General features: G+C 32.8%; 12 protein-coding genes and 1 pseudogene. All 13 read right to left on the bottom strand.

Annotated features, from left to right (window positions below):
* The 13 genes and pseudogenes from pglX to BQ9840_RS11385 all read right to left on the bottom strand — a co-directional run bounded on the left by pglX (position 1) and on the right by BQ9840_RS11385 (position 23,934).
* On the bottom strand, positions 1–3,453 hold the full coding sequence (gene pglX, locus BQ9840_RS11435) for a BREX-1 system adenine-specific DNA-methyltransferase PglX (RefSeq protein WP_077369896.1): 3,453 nt from the start codon (positions 3,451–3,453) through the stop codon (positions 1–3).
* Between the two features lie 17 nt (positions 3,454–3,470).
* Positions 3,471–7,064 carry a BREX system P-loop protein BrxC gene (gene brxC / locus BQ9840_RS11430; RefSeq protein ID WP_077369895.1) on the bottom strand — a complete coding sequence of 1,198 codons (3,594 nt, stop codon included), beginning with the start codon at positions 7,062–7,064 and terminating at the stop codon, positions 3,471–3,473.
* Positions 7,065–7,083: 19 nt separating this feature from the next.
* On the bottom strand, positions 7,084–7,641 hold the full coding sequence (locus tag BQ9840_RS11425) for a DUF1788 domain-containing protein (protein ID WP_077369894.1): 558 nt from the start codon (positions 7,639–7,641) through the stop codon (positions 7,084–7,086).
* A 14-nt stretch (positions 7,642–7,655) separates the two neighbouring features.
* Positions 7,656–8,261 (bottom strand): DUF1819 family protein, encoded by a 606-nt coding sequence (locus tag BQ9840_RS11420; protein WP_077369893.1) that lies wholly within the window; start codon positions 8,259–8,261, stop codon positions 7,656–7,658.
* Between the two features lie 11 nt (positions 8,262–8,272).
* Positions 8,273–8,503 (bottom strand): helix-turn-helix domain-containing protein, encoded by a 231-nt coding sequence (locus BQ9840_RS11415; RefSeq protein WP_077369892.1) that lies wholly within the window; start codon positions 8,501–8,503, stop codon positions 8,273–8,275.
* A 173-nt stretch (positions 8,504–8,676) separates the two neighbouring features.
* A complete protein-coding gene (locus BQ9840_RS11410; RefSeq protein WP_159436169.1) occupies positions 8,677–10,509 on the bottom strand; it encodes a JAB domain-containing protein in 1,833 nt (610 codons plus the stop codon).
* A complete protein-coding gene (locus BQ9840_RS12645) occupies positions 10,499–10,675 on the bottom strand; it encodes a hypothetical protein (RefSeq protein WP_159436168.1) in 177 nt (58 codons plus the stop codon). Before BQ9840_RS12645 ends, BQ9840_RS11410 begins: the two co-directional genes overlap by 11 nt.
* Positions 10,676–10,759: 84 nt before the next feature.
* Positions 10,760–15,583, bottom strand: a pseudogene (locus BQ9840_RS11405) (helicase-related protein); the annotation flags it as partial.
* Between the two features lie 140 nt (positions 15,584–15,723).
* Entirely contained in the window at positions 15,724–17,595 is a 1,872-nt protein-coding gene (ltrA, locus tag BQ9840_RS11400) for a group II intron reverse transcriptase/maturase (RefSeq protein WP_077369889.1), read from the bottom strand.
* A gap of 176 nt (positions 17,596–17,771) precedes the next feature.
* Positions 17,772–17,918: a hypothetical protein gene (locus tag BQ9840_RS12640; protein WP_159436167.1), complete on the bottom strand. Its 147-nt coding sequence runs from the start codon at positions 17,916–17,918 to the stop codon at positions 17,772–17,774.
* A gap of 2,156 nt (positions 17,919–20,074) precedes the next feature.
* Positions 20,075–20,227: a hypothetical protein gene (locus BQ9840_RS13135; RefSeq protein ID WP_369800230.1), complete on the bottom strand. Its 153-nt coding sequence runs from the start codon at positions 20,225–20,227 to the stop codon at positions 20,075–20,077.
* 1,056 nt (positions 20,228–21,283) lie between these two features.
* Positions 21,284–22,240: a DNA cytosine methyltransferase gene (locus BQ9840_RS11390; protein ID WP_077369888.1), complete on the bottom strand. Its 957-nt coding sequence runs from the start codon at positions 22,238–22,240 to the stop codon at positions 21,284–21,286.
* Positions 22,237–23,934: a DNA topoisomerase 3 gene (locus BQ9840_RS11385; RefSeq protein ID WP_077369887.1), complete on the bottom strand. Its 1,698-nt coding sequence runs from the start codon at positions 23,932–23,934 to the stop codon at positions 22,237–22,239. Before BQ9840_RS11385 ends, BQ9840_RS11390 begins: the two co-directional genes overlap by 4 nt.
* Positions 23,935–23,954 lie beyond the last annotated feature (20 nt).

Below are 23,954 nucleotides of genomic sequence, written 5' to 3'. Positions count from 1 at the left end.
CTATTTAATTTTAGCCAATACATCCTTAAAGATTTTATAATTTTCTTTTACTCCATCATCCAAATCTATTTCTATATAGGAATCTGCTATATGCTGGACTTTCTCTTCAAATTGTTGAGATTCTATGATTTTCTTTTTAAGTGCATCTGCACGTTTCTGAAGTTCTATTTTTTTATTTCCACTTGACTCTGCAATAGTGTCTTCTACTCTTACAAGCTCTTGCTTATATCTATCCTGCACTTCAAAAACATAGTTGATTCTTATTCTAGCAAACATATCTTTATCATATCTATGGAGATAAAACAAACCCCTACAAGCATCATTCTTGCCAGAGTCATATTGCCAATAAATAGGAAGTTTTTGATACATCTTGCAATGATCTTTATAGAAATCATTTAAGAAATAATTTCTTATTCTTTCCCTACTACTATCACTCTTCTTACCTTTAAGCTCTGACGCTATAAAATCTAGGTTTTCATTTAGATGCTCTTCTCCAAATGTAATTTTTAAGAATTCAACAAATAACTCTACAATATCATCTTCAAAATACTCTTGATCTGTTATTGGAAGGATGCCATCTTCAACTGCTCTGAAACTAGTATATTTTGATGAATCAAACTCTCCACCAGCAAATACAAGTCCTTCTTCATCTAGAGAATATCTTCCCATACAGCAACCTACGAAATAAGACATGAATCTAATTATTTCATTTTTTTTATCTATCGAACTTTCGAAATTTATTGTTTGCACATTCTTTATACTAAATATATTACTAAAAATTTCATTCAAACGTTTTTGATAAATAAACATTTCTTTTTCTAATTTATAAACTTTTTCACAATATTTATTTAAAGAATCAGAAATTCTACCTTTTCCATATAGCAATAATGGATTTTTCAGAAATTGATAATTTTCTTCTTTTTGAGAATATAGTAGTTTTGAAATTTCTATTGATTTTTCTACTATCTTTTTTATTTCTTCAGCATACTGTTCATCATATATAATTGGTAAATTCATAATATCACTTGTAAGTATGCTTAATGTTGGATTAAGCGATTTTAATACTCGAGGTGGTATATTAGAATTTAAATATCCCAAAATATATTCAAAATATTTTTTGTTCGGATATAACATAGGTGTTGTTGTTTTACAAACGGCATTTTCAATTTGACTATATGACTTATTTACACCTCCACCCATTTGAGACCATCCTATACCCTTTTTATAATAAACATCTATATCTCCTCTACGAACTGATTTATTAGTTTTAGTATCATCCCATAAATCACTTAATTTTAATACATTTTGAGTATTACCATACCACTTATTAAAAGTTCCACCTTTACTAAATAAAACATATTTATAGCTTATATCATTATAATTTGGATTAAATGTTATATCATTATAATTAACTTCATGCCAAAATTTTATAAAATAACTATCTTTCCCAGTTACAATTCCTGCTTTACTTATTCCATAATCTCCTAAAAATAATTTTTCTTTATATAAATCCAATATAGTATCGCTCAAATCATATCCAAATGCATTACCAGGAATAATATCTATCTTAGATATATCAAAACTATAAATTTCACAATTTCTATTTAAGAATTCTTTTTCTTTTAAATCACTATCATTGAATTTTGTTACATCAACAACTTTCATTTTTCTTTTTATATTTGTTTTCGAAATTACATAAGCTGCCGTCTGTACTACTTCTCCACTTATTTCACTAAATGCCCTGCTTCCTAAATGTAATAAAGATATCCAATCCCAATGTTTTATCTCATTCCTCATATTTAAAAAACTTGGTGCATACATAAAGTTATGCATAGTTATCATTCCCAAAATTCCATTCTGTTTTAAATATGAATAACTTTTATATATAAATGCAGCATATAAATCATATTTTGCATATGTATTTTTTTTATATATATAATCAGCAAGTTTTGTTGGAATATTATCTGCTTTTAAATATGGTGGATTTGTTACTACTACATCATATTTATCCGAAAGAACTTCTGCCTGCTCTACAAGTGGTAATAATTGTTCTAATGCTAATACACCATCTAGATTCATAGTAAATTCTTTTTTAATATCCTCAAATCGATTATATAAAGCTTCAAAATTTACTTGATTCACATTTATAATAGAGCCATATTCCTTTGCATCCATCATATCTTCTATAATGGAATCTATATCCTTCTTTAAATCATTATCTCCATTTGAAAAGTATTCAATAATATTTTTCCCATTCTCTGTTTTAAAAAAGTTGCTTTCCTCTATTGCATATACTTTGGGTTGTGGAATATCTTTTCTACTTAAAAATCTTCTGTCATACTGTCTCGCCTTCATCATTAAAGAGAAATATGCAAGCTGTCTTGCCCTCTCATCTATATCAAGACCATAGATATTATTTTCTAATATAAGCTTTACTGCATCCCTTCTCTTGTAACCACATGATTCATATATTTGTATAAGTACATCAAAAAGATAGCACCCTATGTGACCTGAACCAATACAAGGATCAATGCACTTAATATCCTGTGGTTTAATATCTGCATATTCTTTTTTTATTTTCTGTAGTTTTTCTTCTATTTCTACTTCTTGCTTTGCATCTTCTATATAGTATTTCCAGTTTTCTTTCAGTTCTTCATCAGGATGTCCTTCAATCCATAGTCTTCCTAGTGAATTTTCAACCATATATCTTACAATCCAGTCAGGAGTAAAGAGTTGTGTGGCTGCCGGAATATCTTCTTTTGTATTAACTTTATTTTTATCACCAAACTTTTTAAATACCTCATCTTTAGGTTCAGTATTATAATATTGATATAGCCATCCTATTATCTGAACTTGTTCCTTCCAGTCTTCCTCAGGTATTTCACTTATCATTACATCTATTACAGAATCATCTCTTAAAAGTCCATCTGGAAGAAGAAGCTCTGTGTAGTCATTAAGCTTTTGAAACATACCTGGAAGAACTTCGTTTAAAGCATTACATTGAGTAATAAATAAATAATTAAAAAGTTCCTCTTCCTTGTTACCAGCATTATAAAGTTCTAGAACCTTTGACTTATCAAGCCCTGGTAAATCAATATGTATAGCTTCTGACAGAATCTGAGGTTCAAACTCATTATTTTCTGAAGTGAAAACTCTTATATGGCTAGGTATATATCCATTTACTTCCATAAATCTTATGGCAATAAAACGGTTAAACCATGTATAAGCAACCTCTTCTATAGTTTCATCAAAGCCATCTTTATCTATTTTTTCAATTAATATTCTTCTTGCTTTTTTATCATCAGAAGTCAGGACCTGCCCATTAAGAGCAGTATCCATCTCCTTCATTTCTTTATCTTTTTCTATTCCATATATCTTTGCTTTCTTAGTAACTTTTTCGATAAGTTCTCTTCTTGCCCAGATTGCAAAGTTTTTTATCGTTGTTTTATTCATATCCTACCTTTCCTTTCTTAATTTATTTCTATACCATCACAATCTCCTAAGAGTGTCATAAGATTTTTTTCAATAGTCTCTAGATACTCTCTTATGTCACTTTCACTTTCCAGAGTTCTTGCAGGGAATATTGATTGCCTATAGAATTTCTTAATATGCTTTTTCTTTTCAGGCTCAGGTGATACTTCAGTTTCTTTTACTGTATCATTTTCTCCACTTTGCTTTCCTTCTTCATCATTACGTCTTCTTTCAGCTTCGGCATTACTTTTTTCAATAGAAATTATATCTTTGACTGCCTGATCCTTTTCAGACCAAAGACTAGGAATAAATCCATCAAGAATTCTAAGACTTTCTGTTTCAGCAATTTCCTTTTTCTTTTGTGTATAAAAATCATCAGTTTTCTTAATTATATTGCCGATAATCCTATCATTTTTATCTCCCCTATGGATTTCTTCCATACATTGTCTTACAATTTCAAGGATTTCTTCACGTTTGCCATAAACAAGCCTATTATGTCCTTCTCTCACTACCTTCATATAATCAGTAAGTTTTGGAACATCCCTATAATCAAAATCGTCTTTTTTAGGATTGATATTGACTATAAGTCTAATTTTATTAAGTGCATCGTTTACTTCACTTTCATTTTGAAGGTAATCAAGGTCTGAACGAAGCAAGCTTTCCAGTCTTGTTGCTTCATCAAATGTATCTACCTGTGACTTAAAGAAGTCTTCAATAGATTCCATATCTTCCTGCATATCTTCAAGCTCATCTTCCATATCAATAAGCTTGTTTACAAGGGCAATATTATCTGTCTTTGCATAAAGAAGATCTGATACAGTAGCCTTTGCTTCAATTATTTTCTTTTTATCAGGATAGTTATTGCCCTCATATTTATTAAGTAATTCATCATAATGGTATTCTAGGTTTTCAAATTTGGAAATAATAAAATCTACAAGTCCATCATCATCTTCTGGCACATCCATAAGATCAAAGAAATCTCTTAAAAAGTCTCTTGCCTCTTTTATCTTTTGAATACTTATCATTTCACGTTTTTGAATCTTTGTTTTCCCTATTTCACTTCTCTTATATAAAAGTTCTGGAAGCCTCTCATCATCTGTTCTTACGGTTTCTCCACCGTATTTAACAATTACTTTTTGTTCATAGATTAATCTTGCAACTACAGCTGCAACATCTCTTTCTCGCCATCCATAAGGAATAGATGTGAATCTTTTCTGAACATCTGCCATATTGGTAGGAAGGTGTTGCTGGTTTTGAGCTATTAGGTAGGTTTCAATCTCAGTTGCTGCCTTTCTGTTGGACTCTAGTCCTGGCATTATACCATCATCTTCTCTTCCATCAAGAATCTTATAAATATCTTCATCTGAATCTGCATTTTTTGTAATCAAGTCAAGTTTATTATATACATTAGAAACTAGATACTCTAATGCTTCATCAATTTTAGCTTGTGGTGTTCCAGCTTTTACTGTAGTCCTATCTCCATTTATATAAAACTTTGCTTTCATAAAAGCCTCTTTAAGTTCCACTAAGGCATCCTCTTTAAAATGCTCAGCATCGTCTTGTTTACTTCTTATAATATCTTGCATTGATTTTGGAAGTTGTGGGATATTCTTCTTTCTTGCAAACTTATCTATTTTCATAGCATTTTCTATGAAGTTGTAGTATTCCGTATCTTCAAGTACCACAAGAACCTTGTTCTGAGATTCAGTCATCAGTCTAAGTTCCTGTTTATCTATTACGCTTGTTGCAATAGTAAGAATCTCTAGTTCCATTCCTCCAACTGGATTACCATAATTTACACCATCTACTTTTTTATCAAATTCAAAGTCATATTTCTTTTCATAACGGAATTTTTTTGTTGTATATATATTCCCAAAAATCATTTCAGAAATTTTTCTTGTAATCTCGCTTGGATCTACATATTCATCTCTGATTTCTCTTTCTACATCTTGCTCTGCATCAGTAAGAAAATTATATGTATCTCCTGTTCTTGCAATATAGTTCTGGTGAATAAGCCTATCTAGTGATTTTTGAATCTTGTTTCTTTCATCAATCTTATCCACTCTTATATCTTCAGCCATCATAATTATAATATTATCAAGATTTGCAGGTATATCTTCCACATACCTAATCATGTAAAGAAGCTTCAAGACATTAACATCTATAGGTTCAAGACCCTTATCATCTCTTGCTGCTCTTTCTGCTCTTTCTATTACTCTTCTAATTGAACCATCAAGAAAAGTATGAACTGTGTCATAAAACATCCAAAAAGGAATTATTGCATACTCATCCCTATCCTGAACCCTTTGTGCAGCTTCCTGAAAGCCAGAAAGCATAGATCTTTCTCCACCTGATAAATGCTTTCCTGCATTACCATGTTTTCTAATTTCAGAAAATACCTTCTGCATAAGGATAAACTGATATGGCACAAAGGGAAAGTTTACAGAGAATTCTCCTGGTCCTTCAAAACCTCTTATATCTCCAACTGCTTCTCTAAATTTAAAGAGATTGTCCATAACACTTTTCTGTTTGTCATAAACATCTTCAAGATAGGCTTTGGACTCATTATTTTTCTTTAGAATTCTCTTTTGAATAACCTCATCTGCTGATGATGAAGAAAGTGAAAGCCTTGTCTTGAATCTTGCCTGGATTCTTGAAAATTCGTCTGCCCTTGTTCTAATTATTTCATCTAGAGCTTCTTGCCCAGTACACATTACCCAGACTTTTCCCATACACTCAGAGCCTATCTTTTCAACTAAAGATTGAAGATTAAGAAGCATATCAGTATCAGCACCTACATACTGTCCCACCTCATCAATCATGAAAAGAAGCCTATAATTATCTGGCTTACTATCAACATATTCTTTTATTTCAGACACAAGCTGTGCTATTGAAATATCAATTTCTTCAGAGGAGTCAAACCAATTTCTGGCTGCTGTTTCACTCATACCAAGAACTTGCATAAGTGTTTCAACTACTTCATCTTCACAGAAGTCAAATACATCTCTTGAATCTATCCATGAATCACCGTTTTTTTCTTCAAAAACACGTCTAAATTCTTCTGTTTTTCCTCTCCTATCAACATATTGTTCAAGTTTTGCAACTTTAAGATTTTCACCATAAAATCCAAGGTGTTTATAAAACATCTTGGCAAATACCCTTAAAACTGCTGTCTTGTTTTTTTCCATAGGCCCTTCTATATCAATATTAAATAGAATTGTTTCTGTAGGAGCCTGTGTTGATTTATCAATCAGCATAAATGTTGCTAAATCATCTGTAAATTTTTCTCTGAATCTCTCTACAGTCTTAATTCCATTTACTTCTTTATTTTCTAAAATGTATGAAAGGATTTTCAAGAAGTGAGATTTACCGCTTCCAAAGAATCCAGAAATCCATACACCTGTATCAGCAGTCGGTCTATCAAAAGAATCTGAATAGTAATTAAAAAAACTTATAAAGTGTTTCTTAAGTTCCCTTGTAATAACATATTCTGAAAGTTCCTGTTCTATTATACCTTCTGTATCTTGATCAACTTTGATAACACCATTTATCTCTCTATTGATGTCATCATAAAACATATTTTGTATTCTCAATTATATTCCCTCCCACTTCCTAAATTATATTAAATGCCCTATAGTACTCATTTGGTGTAAATTCATTAAATAGTGTTACTGATCTACCATTAAAACTTCCTGGATAAAGAACAACTATAGGAATGTCATCAAATCCTGTCTGTAATTCTTCTAAAAGAGAATGAACTCTCATAAATGGATATACTTCTCCTACTCCTGTAAGTAAAAGAACATCTCCTTTTTCATGTGGTTCATACTGCATTTTTTCTGCAAAAGCTTTTGTTGTTGAAAACTTTAATATCCTATCTTTAAGGTAGTCGCTTCCTTTTTTTTCTTCCATATCTGGAATCTTCTTAATAATATTTTTTTCCTCACATATTTCCAAAAACACATGATAAAGATTATGACAAATAAGATTACATTCCAGGGAATTATCGTTTTCAAGTTGTTTTGTAAAATGCCTTACTGCCATTTCATCCTTAGGTTCATAGCAGAACATTCTTATATTAACTTCATTGCTCAGTCCTTTCCCTGTTAGAAAGTCTTGATCTTGAATTAAGTTTCTTAATCTATCTAGTTTTTCGTTTATATTGCTCACTCTGCTACACTCCTTTACTCAAAATAATTGAAAGCTGGAAGACAAGTTGCATCTCCATTTTCGATTATTTTATCTTTTAGTTTATAATCTAAAAGCACTTCATTAAGCCTTTTAGAACTGGTTTTATCTATATATCCATTCTCTTTTAAGAGACTAGCAAATACCGATTTAAGCTTGTTAATTGTTGAGTCACTCCAACTTGCTACAGTATCATTCTGTTCTTGAAGTCTAGTGAAAAATACATTTAGATCCATTCTGCTATAGGAAAAATTACGGGTTCTGTATTTCTCTCCAATAACAGTAATCATAAACTCCCATATAAGTCTTGAATCTTTCATCATTGCATATAGACATACTTGTCTTGAAATATCTAAAGGTCTATTTATAATCCAGGATACGAGTTCTTCATCTCCAAGTGCATTTAATCTTTTTATACAAGCTCTTGCTCTCATTTTAAGGCTTCTTTCTGTAGGATATTGATATAAATTTTCTTTAAATATTTTTTCTATAGCTTCTTCTTCGCTTAATCCTTCCTCAAGTAACTTTGCAGTTATTTTCATTTCATAATACATAAAAGGTTCTCTTGTAAGTGAAGCTATATATGGTGCATTACTATCCATGAAGTACCTCCTTATTTATCTTTATTTTCATATTTTCTCTTTTCAGGGCTATAAGAAACTATATCTTCTATTCCACAATCGAAATAATCACAAATACGGGCTAAAATTTCCATATTTACTGTCTCATTTTTACCTAGCTTTGCTACTGTAGTAGGACTCAATTCAACAGCTTTCTGGAACTCTGTCTTATTCATTTCTTCATCAATTAGAATCTTCCAAAGTTTATTGTAGCTGAATCCCATATACATCCTCCTTATTAGTTTCTATATATAATACTTCTATATGTTTGCGTAAATTATATCCATATTTGATTATATCATAATTATAGAGTTTTGAGTTATAAACTTAAAAAATCGCACAAAAAAGAAGGGGTGGCCGAAGCCTGCCCCATATCTATTACTTGCTTATATTACTACTATTGTATTTCCCTATCATTCTTCTTATTTTCAGCCTTCTCTTGTGTCCTTCCTATACTATCCTTAGCTACCTTATCTTTTAGTTTATTAAGTTTCTCAATAGTTGACTCTTTTTTTGTTTCTTTACTGTCTTTTCCTGGCTTCATTCTATTTTTTGCCTTAGTTAAATTTCTTTTAGTTGCTTCAGCCCAATCTATAAAGTCTATATCATGAAAGGATTTTTCCAGAGGATAATTCTCTGCAAAATCGTAGTCTACTTCATACATAGCATTGGATAGCTCGACATAAGAATTTATGAAATCATCAATCTTATTACAAAAATCTTCTTCTTTATTTGTTTTTTCATCAGTCTCTATAGCCCTATTGCCTATTATTGGTATTTCCCCCTCTAGTTCATATATAAGCTCTTCAAAATAGTCATTAATTAGATTTACTCCATCATTACGCATATACCTTTCATAAATCTCTTCTAATATGTCTGGATTGTCTACTCCCATCTCTAATGTAATTAAGGCCTTTACAAAGCCCTCATAGTCTTTATCTATCATATTATTTAAAGTATCTACTGAGTTAATATCCTTATTTTTAGGATAGTGATCAGAATAGTTACCATGATTCCAAAAGAACTTTTCTTCATTACTTTGTAGACCATAGACCTCTACAAATTGTCTTCCATCAAACAATACAGCATTATCCTTATCTATGTCTAAAACTATAGTTTCATCTGATAAAGAAGTTTTTATTTTATCTCCCACTCTAAGGTAAACTTTTCCCATATCGTAATTACTTTTATCTTCCTTAAGGAGTGGAATTTCCTCTTGCTTATCTTGATAACTTTGGTTCTCACTTTGAAAACTGTCAACCTCTTGTGAAAAGGATAAGGTCTTCTCTTTTCCTACTATAAAGTGGTCTAAAAGCTCTATGTCAAAAATTTCAGTAAGGTTTTTTATTTTATTAGTCATTTGTAGATCTTCTCTACTAGGAGTAGGATTGCCACTAGGATGATTATGAAAGACTGCCATACCTTTTACATCTTGATAGTTTAATAAACTTCTAGCTATAATTTTTAAATCCACTATTGCAGCATCAGTAGACCCTTTAAAAAGTTGTTCTGCTCCTATAATCTTATCATCTTTATCATAAACTATAATGCCAAAAATCTCTTGCTGATGATGTTGAAAACCTATTTTTAGTATCTCTTTTATTTCATTTGTATTTTCTATTAAATTTAAATCTATAAGCTCGTTACTTGCAAAGTAGCTTGTAAAATCTTCATACTTATCCTTAAGGCTATAATCCTTATCTCCATAGACATTTTCTGTATCATTGGCTATTTCATAGGTTTTAGATGCATAATAACTTCTTCCTGCAAGCATTGAAAGGAAACTGTTATTTTCCTTGCTATAGCCTATAGTATCTACTACCTTCATCCCTATTTTTTCAAAATATTCTTTTGTTTCCTCTATTCTTTTATCAGGTGTTTCATTAGAAAAGGCTAAAAAGACACTATTAGCCCCTGCCATTAAGCCCTCTCTTAAGCTTTCTTTTATACTATTCCTTTGACTAAGTCTGGTCCTTTTAAGATGGACTGGATGGTTCTTAGTATTTGCAAAAATAATAGTCACGGCATCTTTAGTAGGTAAAGTTATTGACTTTACATATTCTACTAAGGTATCAGGACTAGTTATTGCTTGTCTATTATTTTTAATATTGGCTCTAGCATAATCTAAAAATTCTATAAGTGGTTTTATGTCTTCATCTTGATTTTTTATTTTCTCATAAAGTTCTACCTCATTTTTACAATTAAATTCCTCATATAGGCTATTTCTCATTCCTATCCACCTCCTCATCAGCATTTATAGGAAGTGCTTTAAGCAGTTCTTTTATTTCTTTTACTTTTTCATCCTCTGGATTTTTCCTAACATAATCCATTATTTCACTATGGCTAGTAAGGCCAAAATATTGTAACAATTTATTCTCATTTTTCTTATTCAACATAATGTTCCTCCTTATTTTTCTTGTTTATATACTAATTATTTGCTCTACTTTAAAAGGTTAAGCTCCGAGTTTCCTCAGAGCTTCTTATCTTGCACCCTTATTCTTTTCCATATCTTTTTCATCCAAAGATAGGTTTGTTTCTTCTTTAACTTTGGCTTTAAATTTTTCAAGCTGTCCCAAAGTAGATTTTTTGTCATCTAACTTAAGACCATCAACATCATAAGTAGACTCAAAGTAATTGCTACTTCTAAAATCATTGTCATACCTATCTGGAATCCCATCATTATCTAGGTCTTTTGAAAGTGGATCATAAAAATTACCTTCATCGTCAATCTCAAGTCCAAGTTTTTCTCTTAAGTCTTTCTCATCTACTCTTATATATTCACCAAAGTCACTATATTCAAGATCTCTTTTTAAGTTTATAAGAGCCTCCTCTTTATTTGATAGTTCCCCCTCTTCACTTTCAAGGTAGCTCCCATGAGATACCTCTTTCTCATCTACATACTGTGTCCATGAATAATCTTTAAGACTTATTTCATACTGTATTTCGTGTTTACCATCTTCTGTTGTTGTATAGGCAAGTCCAATATGACCTTCATCAGGATAAAGTTTATTAAAATCCTCATAAGAATTATCTTGTTCAAACTCTCTATTACAATAATCAATTATAAACCTTTTAATATCTTCAATTAGAGGATTTAAATTCTCTAAGTCTTCTACTTCTCCCATGTCAAGCAGTCTATTAATTTCAGTAAGTCTTTGTGTCTTGTTTTTTAATTCTTCTGCCTTATCAAAGGGTTTTTTAACTTCTTCTTTAGCAATTTCAATTTGTTCCTTAGTAGCTTCAAGTTTTTCTACAAATTTCTTCAAACTATCAGGAATCCTCTCCAAGACATTATCCATTCTTGTGATGTTCCCATCTCTATTTTCCCCTAGGTCTCCATAGTGATTGTTGGAGCCTTTTAAATTAAAGTTATGTTGGTTTGTAAGAAAATTATATGTTACTTCTATAGGAAATCCCCTATAGTTTCCAATAATCTTTTTATCTCCTAGTTTCACTCCCTTAACTGCTTCAAGAATTTTATCTCCTGCTAATTTTCTATCTGTAATTACTTCATCTCCAATTTTTATAGAAGTAAATTTATTATCACCTGTTCCCTGTGGCTTGATTCTATCAATATCACTTTTAGCGCCTTCAATAAGCTTTTCATACCTTTCAATTTCTCTAGGGTAGGTCTTTATAATTTTATCTTCTAGACTATAAAGATTACTCTTGTAGTTTCCTTCAAGCATCTTTAATTTAGTAACTTCAATATCCAGGTCCATCTTTTCCTTTATTAATGGGTTACCTGTTGCAAGGGCTTTAATTTCAGCATAGGATAGGGTGTTTTCATCAACATCTTCCGCTACTCTTGCAGGTGTTTTTGAAGTCATAATTTGTGAGATAAATTTTTGTTTATTTTCTATTGTCTGCCACAAATAACTATCAAAGGTATTCTCAGTAACATACCTAAATATTTTAACCTTATCATTTTCATTACCACGTCTTACAATACGACCTGCCCTTTGTTCTAAATCTGCAGGTCTCCAAGGTACATCAAGGTCATGGGTAGCAATAAGTCTATTTTGTACATTAGTACCTGTTCCCATCTTTTGGGTAGACCCTAAAAGAATCCTTACATGGCCTTTACGGACTTTAGAAAATAGTTCATCCTTCTGTTTTTCTGTATTAGCATCATGGATAAATGCTATTTCTTTTTCTGGAATACCCATATTCAAAAGTTTGTCCCTTATATCATCATAAACATTAAAACTTCCATCATTCTTTGGGGTAGACATATCAGAAAATACTAGTTGGGTTGAACGATTATCCCTTGTTTTATCCCAGATAGAAAAAATATTTTTTACACATACATTTACCTTGCTATCAGGATCATCAGGTAAAAGAGGATTGATAAGCCTTTGGTCAAGGGCTAGTTTTTTACCATCATTCGTGATTTTTAACATATTATCTTCTTCTGGTTCAACCCTTCTATCCCTTACCCTGTCTGCTCGCTCTGAGATGCCTTTTAAGACCTCTTTCTGTTCGTCTGTAGGCTTTGTCACTATAGTTTTATATTCTGCTTCAGGAACTTTTAAATCAAGCATATCAGCTGTTTTTATATCTGCCACTTCTTTAAACATGGCCATAAGCTCAGGAAGGTTATAGAATTTGCTAAACCTTGTTTTAGCTCTATATTTATCTCCTTCAGGTGAAAGCTCTACTGCCGTTACAGTCTCACCAAATGTACTTGCCCATGAATCAAAATGTTGTAGGTTATTCTTTTCAAGTTCATCATATTGAAGATAGCGTTGCATGGTATAAAGCTCGGTCATACTATTTGACACTGGAGTACCTGTAGCAAATACTACTGCCTTTCCTCCTGTCATTTCATCTAAATATCGACATTTCATAAACATATCAGAAGATTTGAGTGCTTCACTCTGACCTATTCCTGCCACATTTCTCATTTTTGTATAAAGAAATAGATTTTTATAATTATGGGCTTCATCCACAAACAACTTATCAATTCCTAGTTCCTCGAAGGTAACAACATCATCTTTTTTAAAATCATCATTAAGTTTTTTTAGTCTACTTTCAAGTTTCTTTTTAGTGTTTTGTAGCTGCTTTACTGTGAAATTCTGACTTCTGTCATACTTATACTCTTCAATGTAATCAAGTATCCCTTCAATTTCCTTATTTATATGGTTTTCCTGATATTCTTTACTCATAGGTATTTTTTCAAATTGTGAATGCCCTATAATAACTGCATCATATTCTCCTGTTGCAATCTTACCTATGAATCTCTTTCTATTCTTTGGCTGAAAATCTTTCTTGGTAGCAACCATAATATTTGCTCCAGGATAAAGTTCCATAAAGTCCCTACCTATTTGCTCTGTTAAGTGATTAGGCACCACAAATAAGGACTTACTACTCATTCCAAGTCTCTTTGACTCCATAGCAGAAGCAATCATTTCAAAGGTCTTACCTGCTCCTACTGTGTGGGCAAGAAGGGAATTGCCACCATAAAGTGTTCTTGCAACTGCATTTTTTTGATGGTCTTTAAGGATAATACCTGAATTCATGCCTTCAAATCGAATATTACTTCCATCATATTCCCTATTGCGGACAGAATTAAATTTTTCATTATAAAGCTTTTCTAAACGGTATCTCCTATCTGGATCTTTAAATATCCAATTTTTAAACTCTTCTTTTAAAAGTTCTTGTTTCTGACTTGCAAGCATTGTTTCCTTTTTGTTGAGTATGGAAGACCTACTACCATCAGGATTTATAACCCTATCCCATACCTTAGTTTCTTTTAGGTTAAGGGCATCTTCTATAATCTTATAAGCATTAACTCTACTAGTACCATAGGTCATATTTGCAAGGTCATTACCTCCATCCTTGCTCTTTCCCTCAATTCTCCATTCAGCTGTAAAAGGTGAGTATCTAACATGAATATCCCATCTTGCAAATCCTGGTGTTTTAAGAGTTTCAAAGATAAAGTTTTCTACATCTTTTTCTGGCATCCATGTAGCTCCGAGCCTTACTGTAATTTCTGAAGCTGTTAGTTCCTTTGGCATTACCTCTTCAAGACTTGCTTTTTGTATTTTAAAGTTAGCAAGATTTTCTTCTATTTCCTTTATACTAGAATTGTCCATATCCGTAAAACCTAAAGTTCTTTCAGTATGGCTGATATATTCGTTTAAAATATTTATCTTATCTCTGATGTTTCCACTTAAATATTCATCAGCACTTACATAGTTAAAAGCCATAGGATTGTGCTTTTTCTTCTCTGTAAAAGGAAGAGCATTGTTTTCTCTGTCAAATTCCTTAATATCAAGAAATATCTTGCCTTTTAAACTCTCTACTAAGACTCTTTCATCAAGGTCTGTAAGTTCCTCCATATATTCAAGGTCTACTCTTCCTTTTTCTGCAATAGAAAGAATAAGGGCTTCATCTGGTGTGTCCACATGAGTTACTGGCACAGCCTTTTTTATTGTTCGTTTTGTAAATATATCGCCCTTTTCCTTGAACTTTCCTTCCTCAAGTTTTTCAATACTTGAAATAAGAGCAAAATTACTATCCTCAGATAAAAGTCTTGTGTTCATTCTCCCATTTATAAAGCCATTCTTCTTGCTAAATTCATCATATATATCATTAAGTTTTCTCTGAGCTAGTTTAATCTCAACTTCCCTTCTATCTTCTAACTGTAAATCAATCACTTCTCTAAGAGCATTTCCAAGAGCTATATAATCTCTGATTTTATCTAGGTCTTTATCATTCCTATCCACTTCTCTCATTATGGAGTCTTCTCTCATATAGACCTTTCCATCTTTTTCGGTAAATGAGAAGTTCTTTACATCTTCATCAGCTGGGAGAATCTCAGCTTCTTTTTCTCCTTCCTCTCTTTCAACTTTTATAGGCTCAATCTTCCCCTGAATCCTATTTATAGCTAGTGATAGTTCAAATTTTAAATCGTGATTTTCCTTAGCTTGACAGGTGGTAGTCTTTCCAAATCTTCCTGATACTTCTATCATTTCACCAAGCACCATTTGAGGATTTTCCACAAAATATTTGTTATAACTTAGACCCTTATCATCTATTCCAAGTTCATACCATGGCTCTTCTCTTTCTATTACCGATTCCTTCTTTTTAAGAAAAATAATATCACTAGTTACTTCAGTTCCAGCCATACCTTTAAAAGTATTATTTGGAAGCCTTATAGCACCAAGAAGCTCACATCTTGCACCCAGATATCTACGAATTGAATCATCCTTTTTATCCATTGTTCCACTGGAAGTAATAAATGCAATAACTCCACCGCTTCTTACCTTGTCTATTGACTTAGATAGCGATAGGTAATCCTTTGATGTTATCTTCGGATTTTCCCCCGCTCCACACCGTGCGTGCGACTTTCACCGCACACGGCGTTCCACCGTTTATGATTCGGTATTAACTAAAGTAAACTTACAATATTCGAGCAGTAAAGAAACTCATTTTAATATTAAATAGCTTGCAAATTTGCCAATTGGCGTAACTTATTCAGCTTTGCTTTTTGTTTGCAGGTGAGTTGCAGTTGTGAAAGGTAAGCCCTAATTGTTTCTTCTTTTGTTGCATGTAGCAATCGGTGTATATCCTTGTGCAAAATAATCAAGTTTTCGTATCTGTCGTTTCCACCTTGACTAACAGGCTTTTTGTGGTGACAATGAATTTCATGCAATGCCAGTATTTGTCCTGTTATTGCACATTTTCCGTATTGTGCCACATATAGAGAAATTCGATTATCCATATACTCAACACTTCTACCAACTTCCTTTGTCCGCATAAGTAGCAACATAGTATTGGTGTCTATGCCAAGTTTTTTATGAATTTCATTTCTTCCCTCTGGAGTGTATTTACACACCGATTTTTTCTTCCACATGGGATTTTTGTGCTTAATATATGCCACTGGTACCAAAGGCTTTCCGCTATAAAAGCGAATTTGTTTGCTCTGCCCATATTTCTTTTCAATGAACAATGCACCTTTGTAATCTCCTTCTTTGGAAAGTGCCTTTCGCTTTAGTTGACTTAATTTCACAACATCTACTTCTCGTCCCATATCTGCAAAATCTGAACTTACACAGGTTGCAATCTGAAAATAATTGTGCATACCCATAACCATAGAGTTATACTCATTGATGAGTTTTGCTCGTTCCTCGTCGTTTTTAGGGTGTGCTATCTTCTTGATTTGACCTTTCAGCTTGTCCGTTTCTCGCTGCTTTGCCTTGTCACATATATGCGACTTAACAACATAGGACGAACCCTTTTTCATTAGGGTAAGCTTAAATCCTAGAAATTCCGAATAGCCCTTTTTCAAATTAACGATTTTTGATTTTTCTTCGCTTACTTCCAACTTCAAACGCTCATGAAGCCACGCTTTTGTTGCTTCATACGCTTTGTTAGCATCCTTTCGATTAGAGCAAAATATCTTAAAATCGTCTGCATACCTTACCATGTGCATTTCTTTTAATCCTGATTTGCGGAATGCGTTATAGGCTCGTCCTCTATGGACAGCACCTGTTTTCGTAATATGGTCACGAATATTGTGTGCAGGCTGTTTTTCCCACTGGCTCGCTATCCACCAATCCAATTCATTCAGAACGATATTGGAAAGAAGTGGAGATAGGATTCCACCTTGCGGTGTTCCTTTCTGCGGATAAATTGTTTCTCCATTGGGTAAAACAATCGGAGCTTTCAGCATTTCTTTTATTACACATAGCAATTTCTTATCCTGTATTCCCATATTCCACATCTGCTTTATCAGCTTGCTGTGATTGACATTATCGAAGAATCCTTTAATATCAATGTCTACAACATAATGTAGGTGAGATTTTTGCATAAACGCATAGGCTTGTGCGATAGCGTGTTCTGCCGACCTGTTGGGTCTGAAACCATTGCTTCTATCACTAAATTTAGCTTCACAGATAGGTTCAAGAATCTGTAGAATACATTGTTGGACTATTCTATCCCATATTGCAGGGATACCCAGCGGTCTTAATTTTCCGTTGGGTTTCGGAATTTCAACTCTCCTAACTGCTTTGGGTTTATACCATTGGAGTTTCTTCCTCACAATTTCAACAAACTTAGTTTCGGGTATCTTTTCAATATCCTTAATTGTAAGCCTGTCTATTCCGCTTGTATTGCTTCCAGAATTGCGTTTAATATTTCGATACGCAAGGCGAATATTTTCCTCGCTCTCGATAAGTGGCATAAGATTATTGAAAATCTTTCCTTGTCCACTATCCGCATACAACATATCAAGCGTATTTTGTAGGTCGTAATACTCCAAATAGCGTAATTTTGAGTTCTTTTTCTGCTTCGTAGTTGTCACAGGCATCTCCTCCTTTCGGATTTGATTTTCTTTGTCATACTCGAAGCTGTGAATGTTTGCTTTGTTATTATTTGATTATCATAAACGGCTAATGGCTGTTCCTCCGTTTCCATTACAGAAATATCAACGGTCGTGCCATCGCTCTCACAGAAAATTCACGCAGTTATGATTTCCTGCGTTGACTAACCTTTGGTTAGCTTTTCTGCTTTCCTCGTTCCAACAATTCTATCTATACATATATCTGTAGGTGTCCTCTCTAAACCTGTACGCTTAATACCGCCTTTAACGGTATAGGGAATTTCATATCTTTGATTTTTACTTTTCCCCACATACTATCCATTTGGATAACTGTACATTTCTATACAGCCTACTTATAGACCCTTACATTCGAGGATTCGTCAGACTTTTTACAGTCATTCTCACCATAGATATTTTGTAGACCTCCGGCATATAGGCTACACCATCTACCTCTAGACAGCTTTCGTTACAGTTGTTTACGCAACTGTAAGACGGTAGCTCTCTGCCGACTTCACCGAGCTTCTGAACATCTGCCTTTTGAGCAGAGCCAGTCGGAGTATCAAGGTTGGCGTTTCAGGGCGTTACCCCATCATTCCACCAATCGAATTGTTAGTTTGCAAATATTATATTCACCTCACTTTCAAATTTACACCTAAGCTTTTCACTTAGGAACGAGTCGCACCAAAGAAATAGTCATGAATTAAAAAGTTGTTCCTATCATATAATCTATCATTTACTTTAAATTCCCCAAATGGAACATTCCCTATTGCCACATCAAAGAAATTATTTGAAAACGAAGTTTCTTCAAATCCTTTAACCTGTACATTACTCTCTGGATATAATCTTCTGGCTATATTTCCTGATATGCTATCAAGTTCTATACCATATATTTTTGATCCATTCATGCTTTCTGGAATACTTCCTATAAAACCCCCTACTCCACATGAGGGTTCAAGTATATTTCCCTTTTCAAATCCCATGTTTTCAAGGACTTGATATATGCCATCAATTACAATCTTAGGAGTATAAAAGGCAGTTAGTGTTGACTCTTGACAACTTTCATATTCCCTAGGAGTGAGGTTTTCCTTAAGAAAGTCTCTAGCTCGCTCCCATTGCCCTGTTTTATTTTCATCAAATACATCAGATAGCCCACCCCAACCTACATATTTGGATAGAGCTACTTGTTCATCTCTACTTGCATTTCTATTTTCTTCTTCTAAAATTTTTAGAACTTTTATAGCATTTATATTATTCTCTAATCTTTGCTGTGGTGGAAGGCTATCAGGAATAATTTCATCTGTAATTATATAATTTTCAATCTTGGGGCTTTCTCTTTCTTCTTGTCTATCTTCTATATCTTCAAAACCTCCAAAAGAAAAAGTCATTTGTTCATCTTCTTTAGCTTTTTCTTCATCAAAGTCATAAAGTTCAGTAGTATAAATAAACTCATTAAATTCATCTATGCTTTCAAATTGAAGCCTTCTTACCTGTCTTGCATCAAGAATATATTCATCTTTCAATTCATAAGGAAGCATTTCTATAAGAAGCATATCTTCTCTTACACTTGTAATAATAAAAGGATTGTCCCACATTTTTATAACATTATCCCTAGTAATAGGCTCTCTATTTAACTCTTGGTCTTTTAAATCTATAAGATAATCATTTATTTTATAGGTTTTATAACCTTCTTCATCCATAAAAAGCTCTATTTCTCTTGAGTCTTCAAAGTTTTTACCCTTATAAAGTTGATATTCTACACCATCAACTAAAACCTGTCTTTCATCTTTATCAAGTTCTATATGATTAAGATTGCTTTTTGGAATTATAATAAATTCTGTACCTACTTTAGCTGCAATAAGTTCTTTATCTATTTGTTCTTCCCCTTGCATAAAAAGAATTTCTGGGTCTACCTCTTGTGAAACTTCATTTCTTGTAAAATCATCAAGTTCTCCAAAGAATACTCTATGAATTTCTTCTTCGCTTAATTGTTTTTTAAGTTCACTATCCATTAATTCCTTAAATGTTTTAGGAAAATCTTCAAGAACAAGTCTTTCTGCTCCAATTTCCCTAAGTTCCTTAAGATTAAAGTAGCCCCATTCTGGTTCAAGACCTGCTACAAGACCATAAGCATCTTCTGTTTCAGGATCATACTCTGTCAAATACCAGGTCCAATTACTTCTAAATGGAATAATATATGCTGCATGAACTATTTTATCTGCTGCAGATATTTCTTCAGTTTCTCCTAGTCTAGGAACATTTTCTATGATTTCTTCATTCATAAGTTCTTGAGGATTATCTTTTGAGTAGTATTTGGGAACAAAAAAGGAAGCAGATTCATCATCTACTCCCTGGTCCTCATCTATGCTTATTCCTTCATCTAATTGTAAACGTACTCCTTCATTGCCATCTCCCTCAACTCGTGATTCAGGTTCTCCATAAGACCTGTCCACTTCATCGAATCTTCTGCCTACAGTTCCTCTGTCAGCCCAAAGCTTTCCATCATCCTCGGTTTCTCCATCTCTATGAACCTTTTGGCTGTCTCTTCCACTTCTAGAAGATGCTTCATAAGGCTTTTCTCCAGGAACATCTCTTGAAATAATCTCTCTTTCTCCTCTACCATGAAGTTCAGTCTTGCCTGGGCGAATCTGTGAGTCAGGTGTGTCTGATCCTTCATTAAAACTTTCTCTGTTACTTCCTTCATCTTCAAGGTTATCTCTTCCGATGTCTCGCATTCCCCAAATATCATCTGATACTCGTTCTCTACCTTCTCTTCCATCAGATATTCTTCCAACATTTCCTCGAAACTCATCATCTATCCCTCCTATTTTTTCTTCCTTATCTGTTATTTGTCTATTTTCATTGTACCGCTCAATTGCTCCTTTTGTCAGCACCTTATTTTTATCAATATCTTTATCTATAGCTACTGTTCTTTCAAGGATGTTTGCCACCATTAAATTTAGCTCATTACCTACTATTGTTAGTGAAATTTCATCAAGACTTCCAAGGATATCATTAATCTTATTTCTATCAGCTTCATAATTTATATCAAGCCTTGCAGCATATCCTATTTTAAAGGACTCTATAAGAAAATCATTGAAGATCTTTCTATAATTAGGAGTTATCTTAAGTTCATTTAAAAGATAGTTACCCTTGTTGATTACTTCCATATATGCAATATTTTCAAGAATTTCATCTATTGTCATATTCTTCATTTCATCTTCACTAAAAGCTCCATCAAATCCTAAAACTCCCTTTAGGCTATCTTCCCCATTGGTTAATTCCCATAATTCTACTTGATTTGTAGCTCTTGTCATTGATACTGTTTGGCTGAGATCAAAGATGTAGGTTACTTTGCCATATTCTCCATAATTCTTATATATGGGGATTCCTCTTTCACCACGCTTTACAGTTCTATTAAATTTCCTTCTCCAAAAATCAAATTCTCCACAGGCTCTTGCACTAGTATTCTTATCATAGATACTAAGCTGACTAGTAAAATCATATTTATAATTATTTCCAACGGTTCTCATAAGTGAAGTATATTCATCACTACTAGAGAGAGCCTTTGCCTTGATTTCTTGAATTAAATGTTTAAAATCATTTATTCTCATGCTTTTTCTCCTCCTTGCATAATTAAAGGGTTATGGATTTTACTCCATCACCCATCTTTATAAACTTATAAGCTACAGTTTTGAATCTCCTTTACTATCTCTTCAAGGACATTAACCACTATACTGTTGCCTGCCTGTTTATATAGAATACTTGACATACAGTTTTTTCTTCTTGGAAAAATCTTAATAAGCTTATCAAAATCACTATCATCAAATCCCATCAACCTAAAACATTCTCTTTCAGTAAGATATCTATACCTGTTATCACCTATAGCAAGTATTCCAGAGTTAAGGACTCTTACTTGCTTAGTAGATATGGTGTAGCAAAAGTCTTCTATTACTTGAAGTCTTCCTTGAAATTTTGGCTTATATTCTGAATCATAGAGTATTTTTAACATTGAAGGCTGCTTGACTAAAAATATATCTCCATAAGTCTTCATTACATCCTTTTCAAGGAAATCTGATAAATGTTTGGTTTCCTTGTGTTTTAGGTTTTCAAATTTAAAAGGATTTTTGCCTAGATAGCTAATAGCAAAAATCCTTTCTCTTTTTTGTGGTATCCCAAAATTTATTGAATTAAGAATCTCATATTTTGTTTCATAACCTAGCCTTTCCATTTCTTCAAGATAATAAAAAAAGGAAGCTCTCATTTTTCTATCAAGAACTCCTTTAACATTTTCCCATATTACCCATCTAGGCTTGTCTTGTCTTTCCTCTATTATCCTTATTGTTTCAAATAATAGACTGCTCCTTGTTCCACTTCCTTTTTTCCCACCAAGTTTTTCTCCTACCCTAGAAAAATCCTGGCAGGGACTACCATGCATTAGTAAATCAATTTTTTTATCTGGAAGACTATAATTGCATACGCTTAGTGGCTCATAATTTTCATTGAAAAGTGCATTATAACTCTTAACACAGTTCTTATCTATTTCAACATAATCTACTATCTCAAAGGGAATTTTACTATTGATATAAGCCTTCCTTATAGCACCTATACCACCGAAAAGCTCTACCACTTTCATTTTTGTGAAATAACTTCCCTTATTCTTTTTTCTACATCGCCTATAAAATCCTTTAAATCAGCTTTTCCCTCTGAGATTTCATAAAGTTTCACTTCCCAATCTACTGTTGTATTTGGATTTCTAAGGAAGTCTGCTACTAAGGATACTAACTGCTCCCCCTTCTCTGTTGAAATAAGTTTCCTTTCATCTCTTTTTATAAGTTCCTTATTAATTAGGTTTTCAAGTATTCCAGCCCTTGTTGCCGGTGTTCCAAGCCCTTTACGTTCTACCTCCACATCTTGATTTGCATCACTTCCAGCAAGTTCCATAGCCTTAAGCAAAGTGTCTTCTGTATAATGCTTAGGTGGATTAGTATATTTCTCATTTATTTTCTTACTTTCTACATTAAGCTTGTCGCCTTCATCTAGCTTAGGAAGAACCTTATCTTCTTTCTTCTTTATATAAGGAGTAAGATATTTTGTATATCCCTCATCAATTACAACTGTTCCTGTAGTTGTAAATTCATAGCCTTTTACACCACATATAAGCCTAGTGTTTTCAGTAATTAGATTGCCTGATCTTGCTGCTAAAAGCTTTGCTTTTATAAGTTCAAATACCTTTTCTTCTGACCTTTGCAAACTTGTAGTATCAAAATCAAGAGAAGCACTTGTCGGAATTACGGCATGGTGATCTTCGACCTTCTTAGAATCAAAAATACTCTTAAAGTTCTTCTCATCAAAGTCATTACCAAAGGAATCTACATAGCTTTTAACATTATCAACCATATCATCTGTAAGAAACCTACTATCTGTCCTGGGATAAGTTATTAGTTTCTTTTCATATAAACTTTGTGCATAATCCAAGGTTTGTTTTGCACTATATCCAAAATACTTATTACATTCTCTTTGAAGTGTTGTTAGGTCAAAAAGTCTATCAGGTCTAATAATTTTTCTCTTCTTCTCTATTTCCTTTATCTCAATAATCCCAGGAATAGATGAAAGTAACTTATCAGCTTTCTCTTTTTCATCAATCCTTGATGTTTCTAGTTTCATATTGTTAGCATCTATCTGGACTGTAAAATACTTTTCTTTTTCAAAATTCCTTATTGCTTTATCCCTATCTACAACCATTGAAAGTGTTGGTGTTTGTACCCTACCTACTGAATAGTTTTTATTATGAAGACAAGAATAATATCTTGAAAGATTCATTCCTACAAGCCAATCAGCCTGTCCTCTTGCTAGTGCAGACCTATATAAATTTTCATATTCTATTCCATCTTTAAGATTATTAAAACCTTCCTTTATAGCCTTATCTTCCATTGATGAAATCCAAAGTCTTTTTATAGGCTTTTTACACCTCGCCTGATTATAAACAAGCCTAAAGATAAGTTCTCCCTCTCTTGCTGCATCACAGGCATTTATAACCTCAACAACTCTCTTATCTAATAACAACCTTTTTAAAATGTCATACTGTTTCTTGGTATATTTCGAAACCTCATATTTATAATTATCAGGAAATATAGGAAGGTCTGCTATATTCCATTTTTTATACCTTCCATCATAACTTTCTGGATTGCTCATCCTAACAAGATGTCCTACGCACCAACTTACAATATAATTATTTCCTTCAACATATCCATCTTTTCTTGAATTTGCACCTATGACCTTGGCAATACTCATTGCTACACTTGGTTTTTCTGCTATTACTAATTTCAATTTATTTCCTCCATTTCATT

This window comes from Anaerosalibacter sp. Marseille-P3206 (assembly GCF_900155565.1).
GTDB lineage: Bacteria > Bacillota > Clostridia > Tissierellales > Sporanaerobacteraceae > FUHM01.
This window is presented reverse-complemented; position numbering and strand designations above follow the sequence as displayed.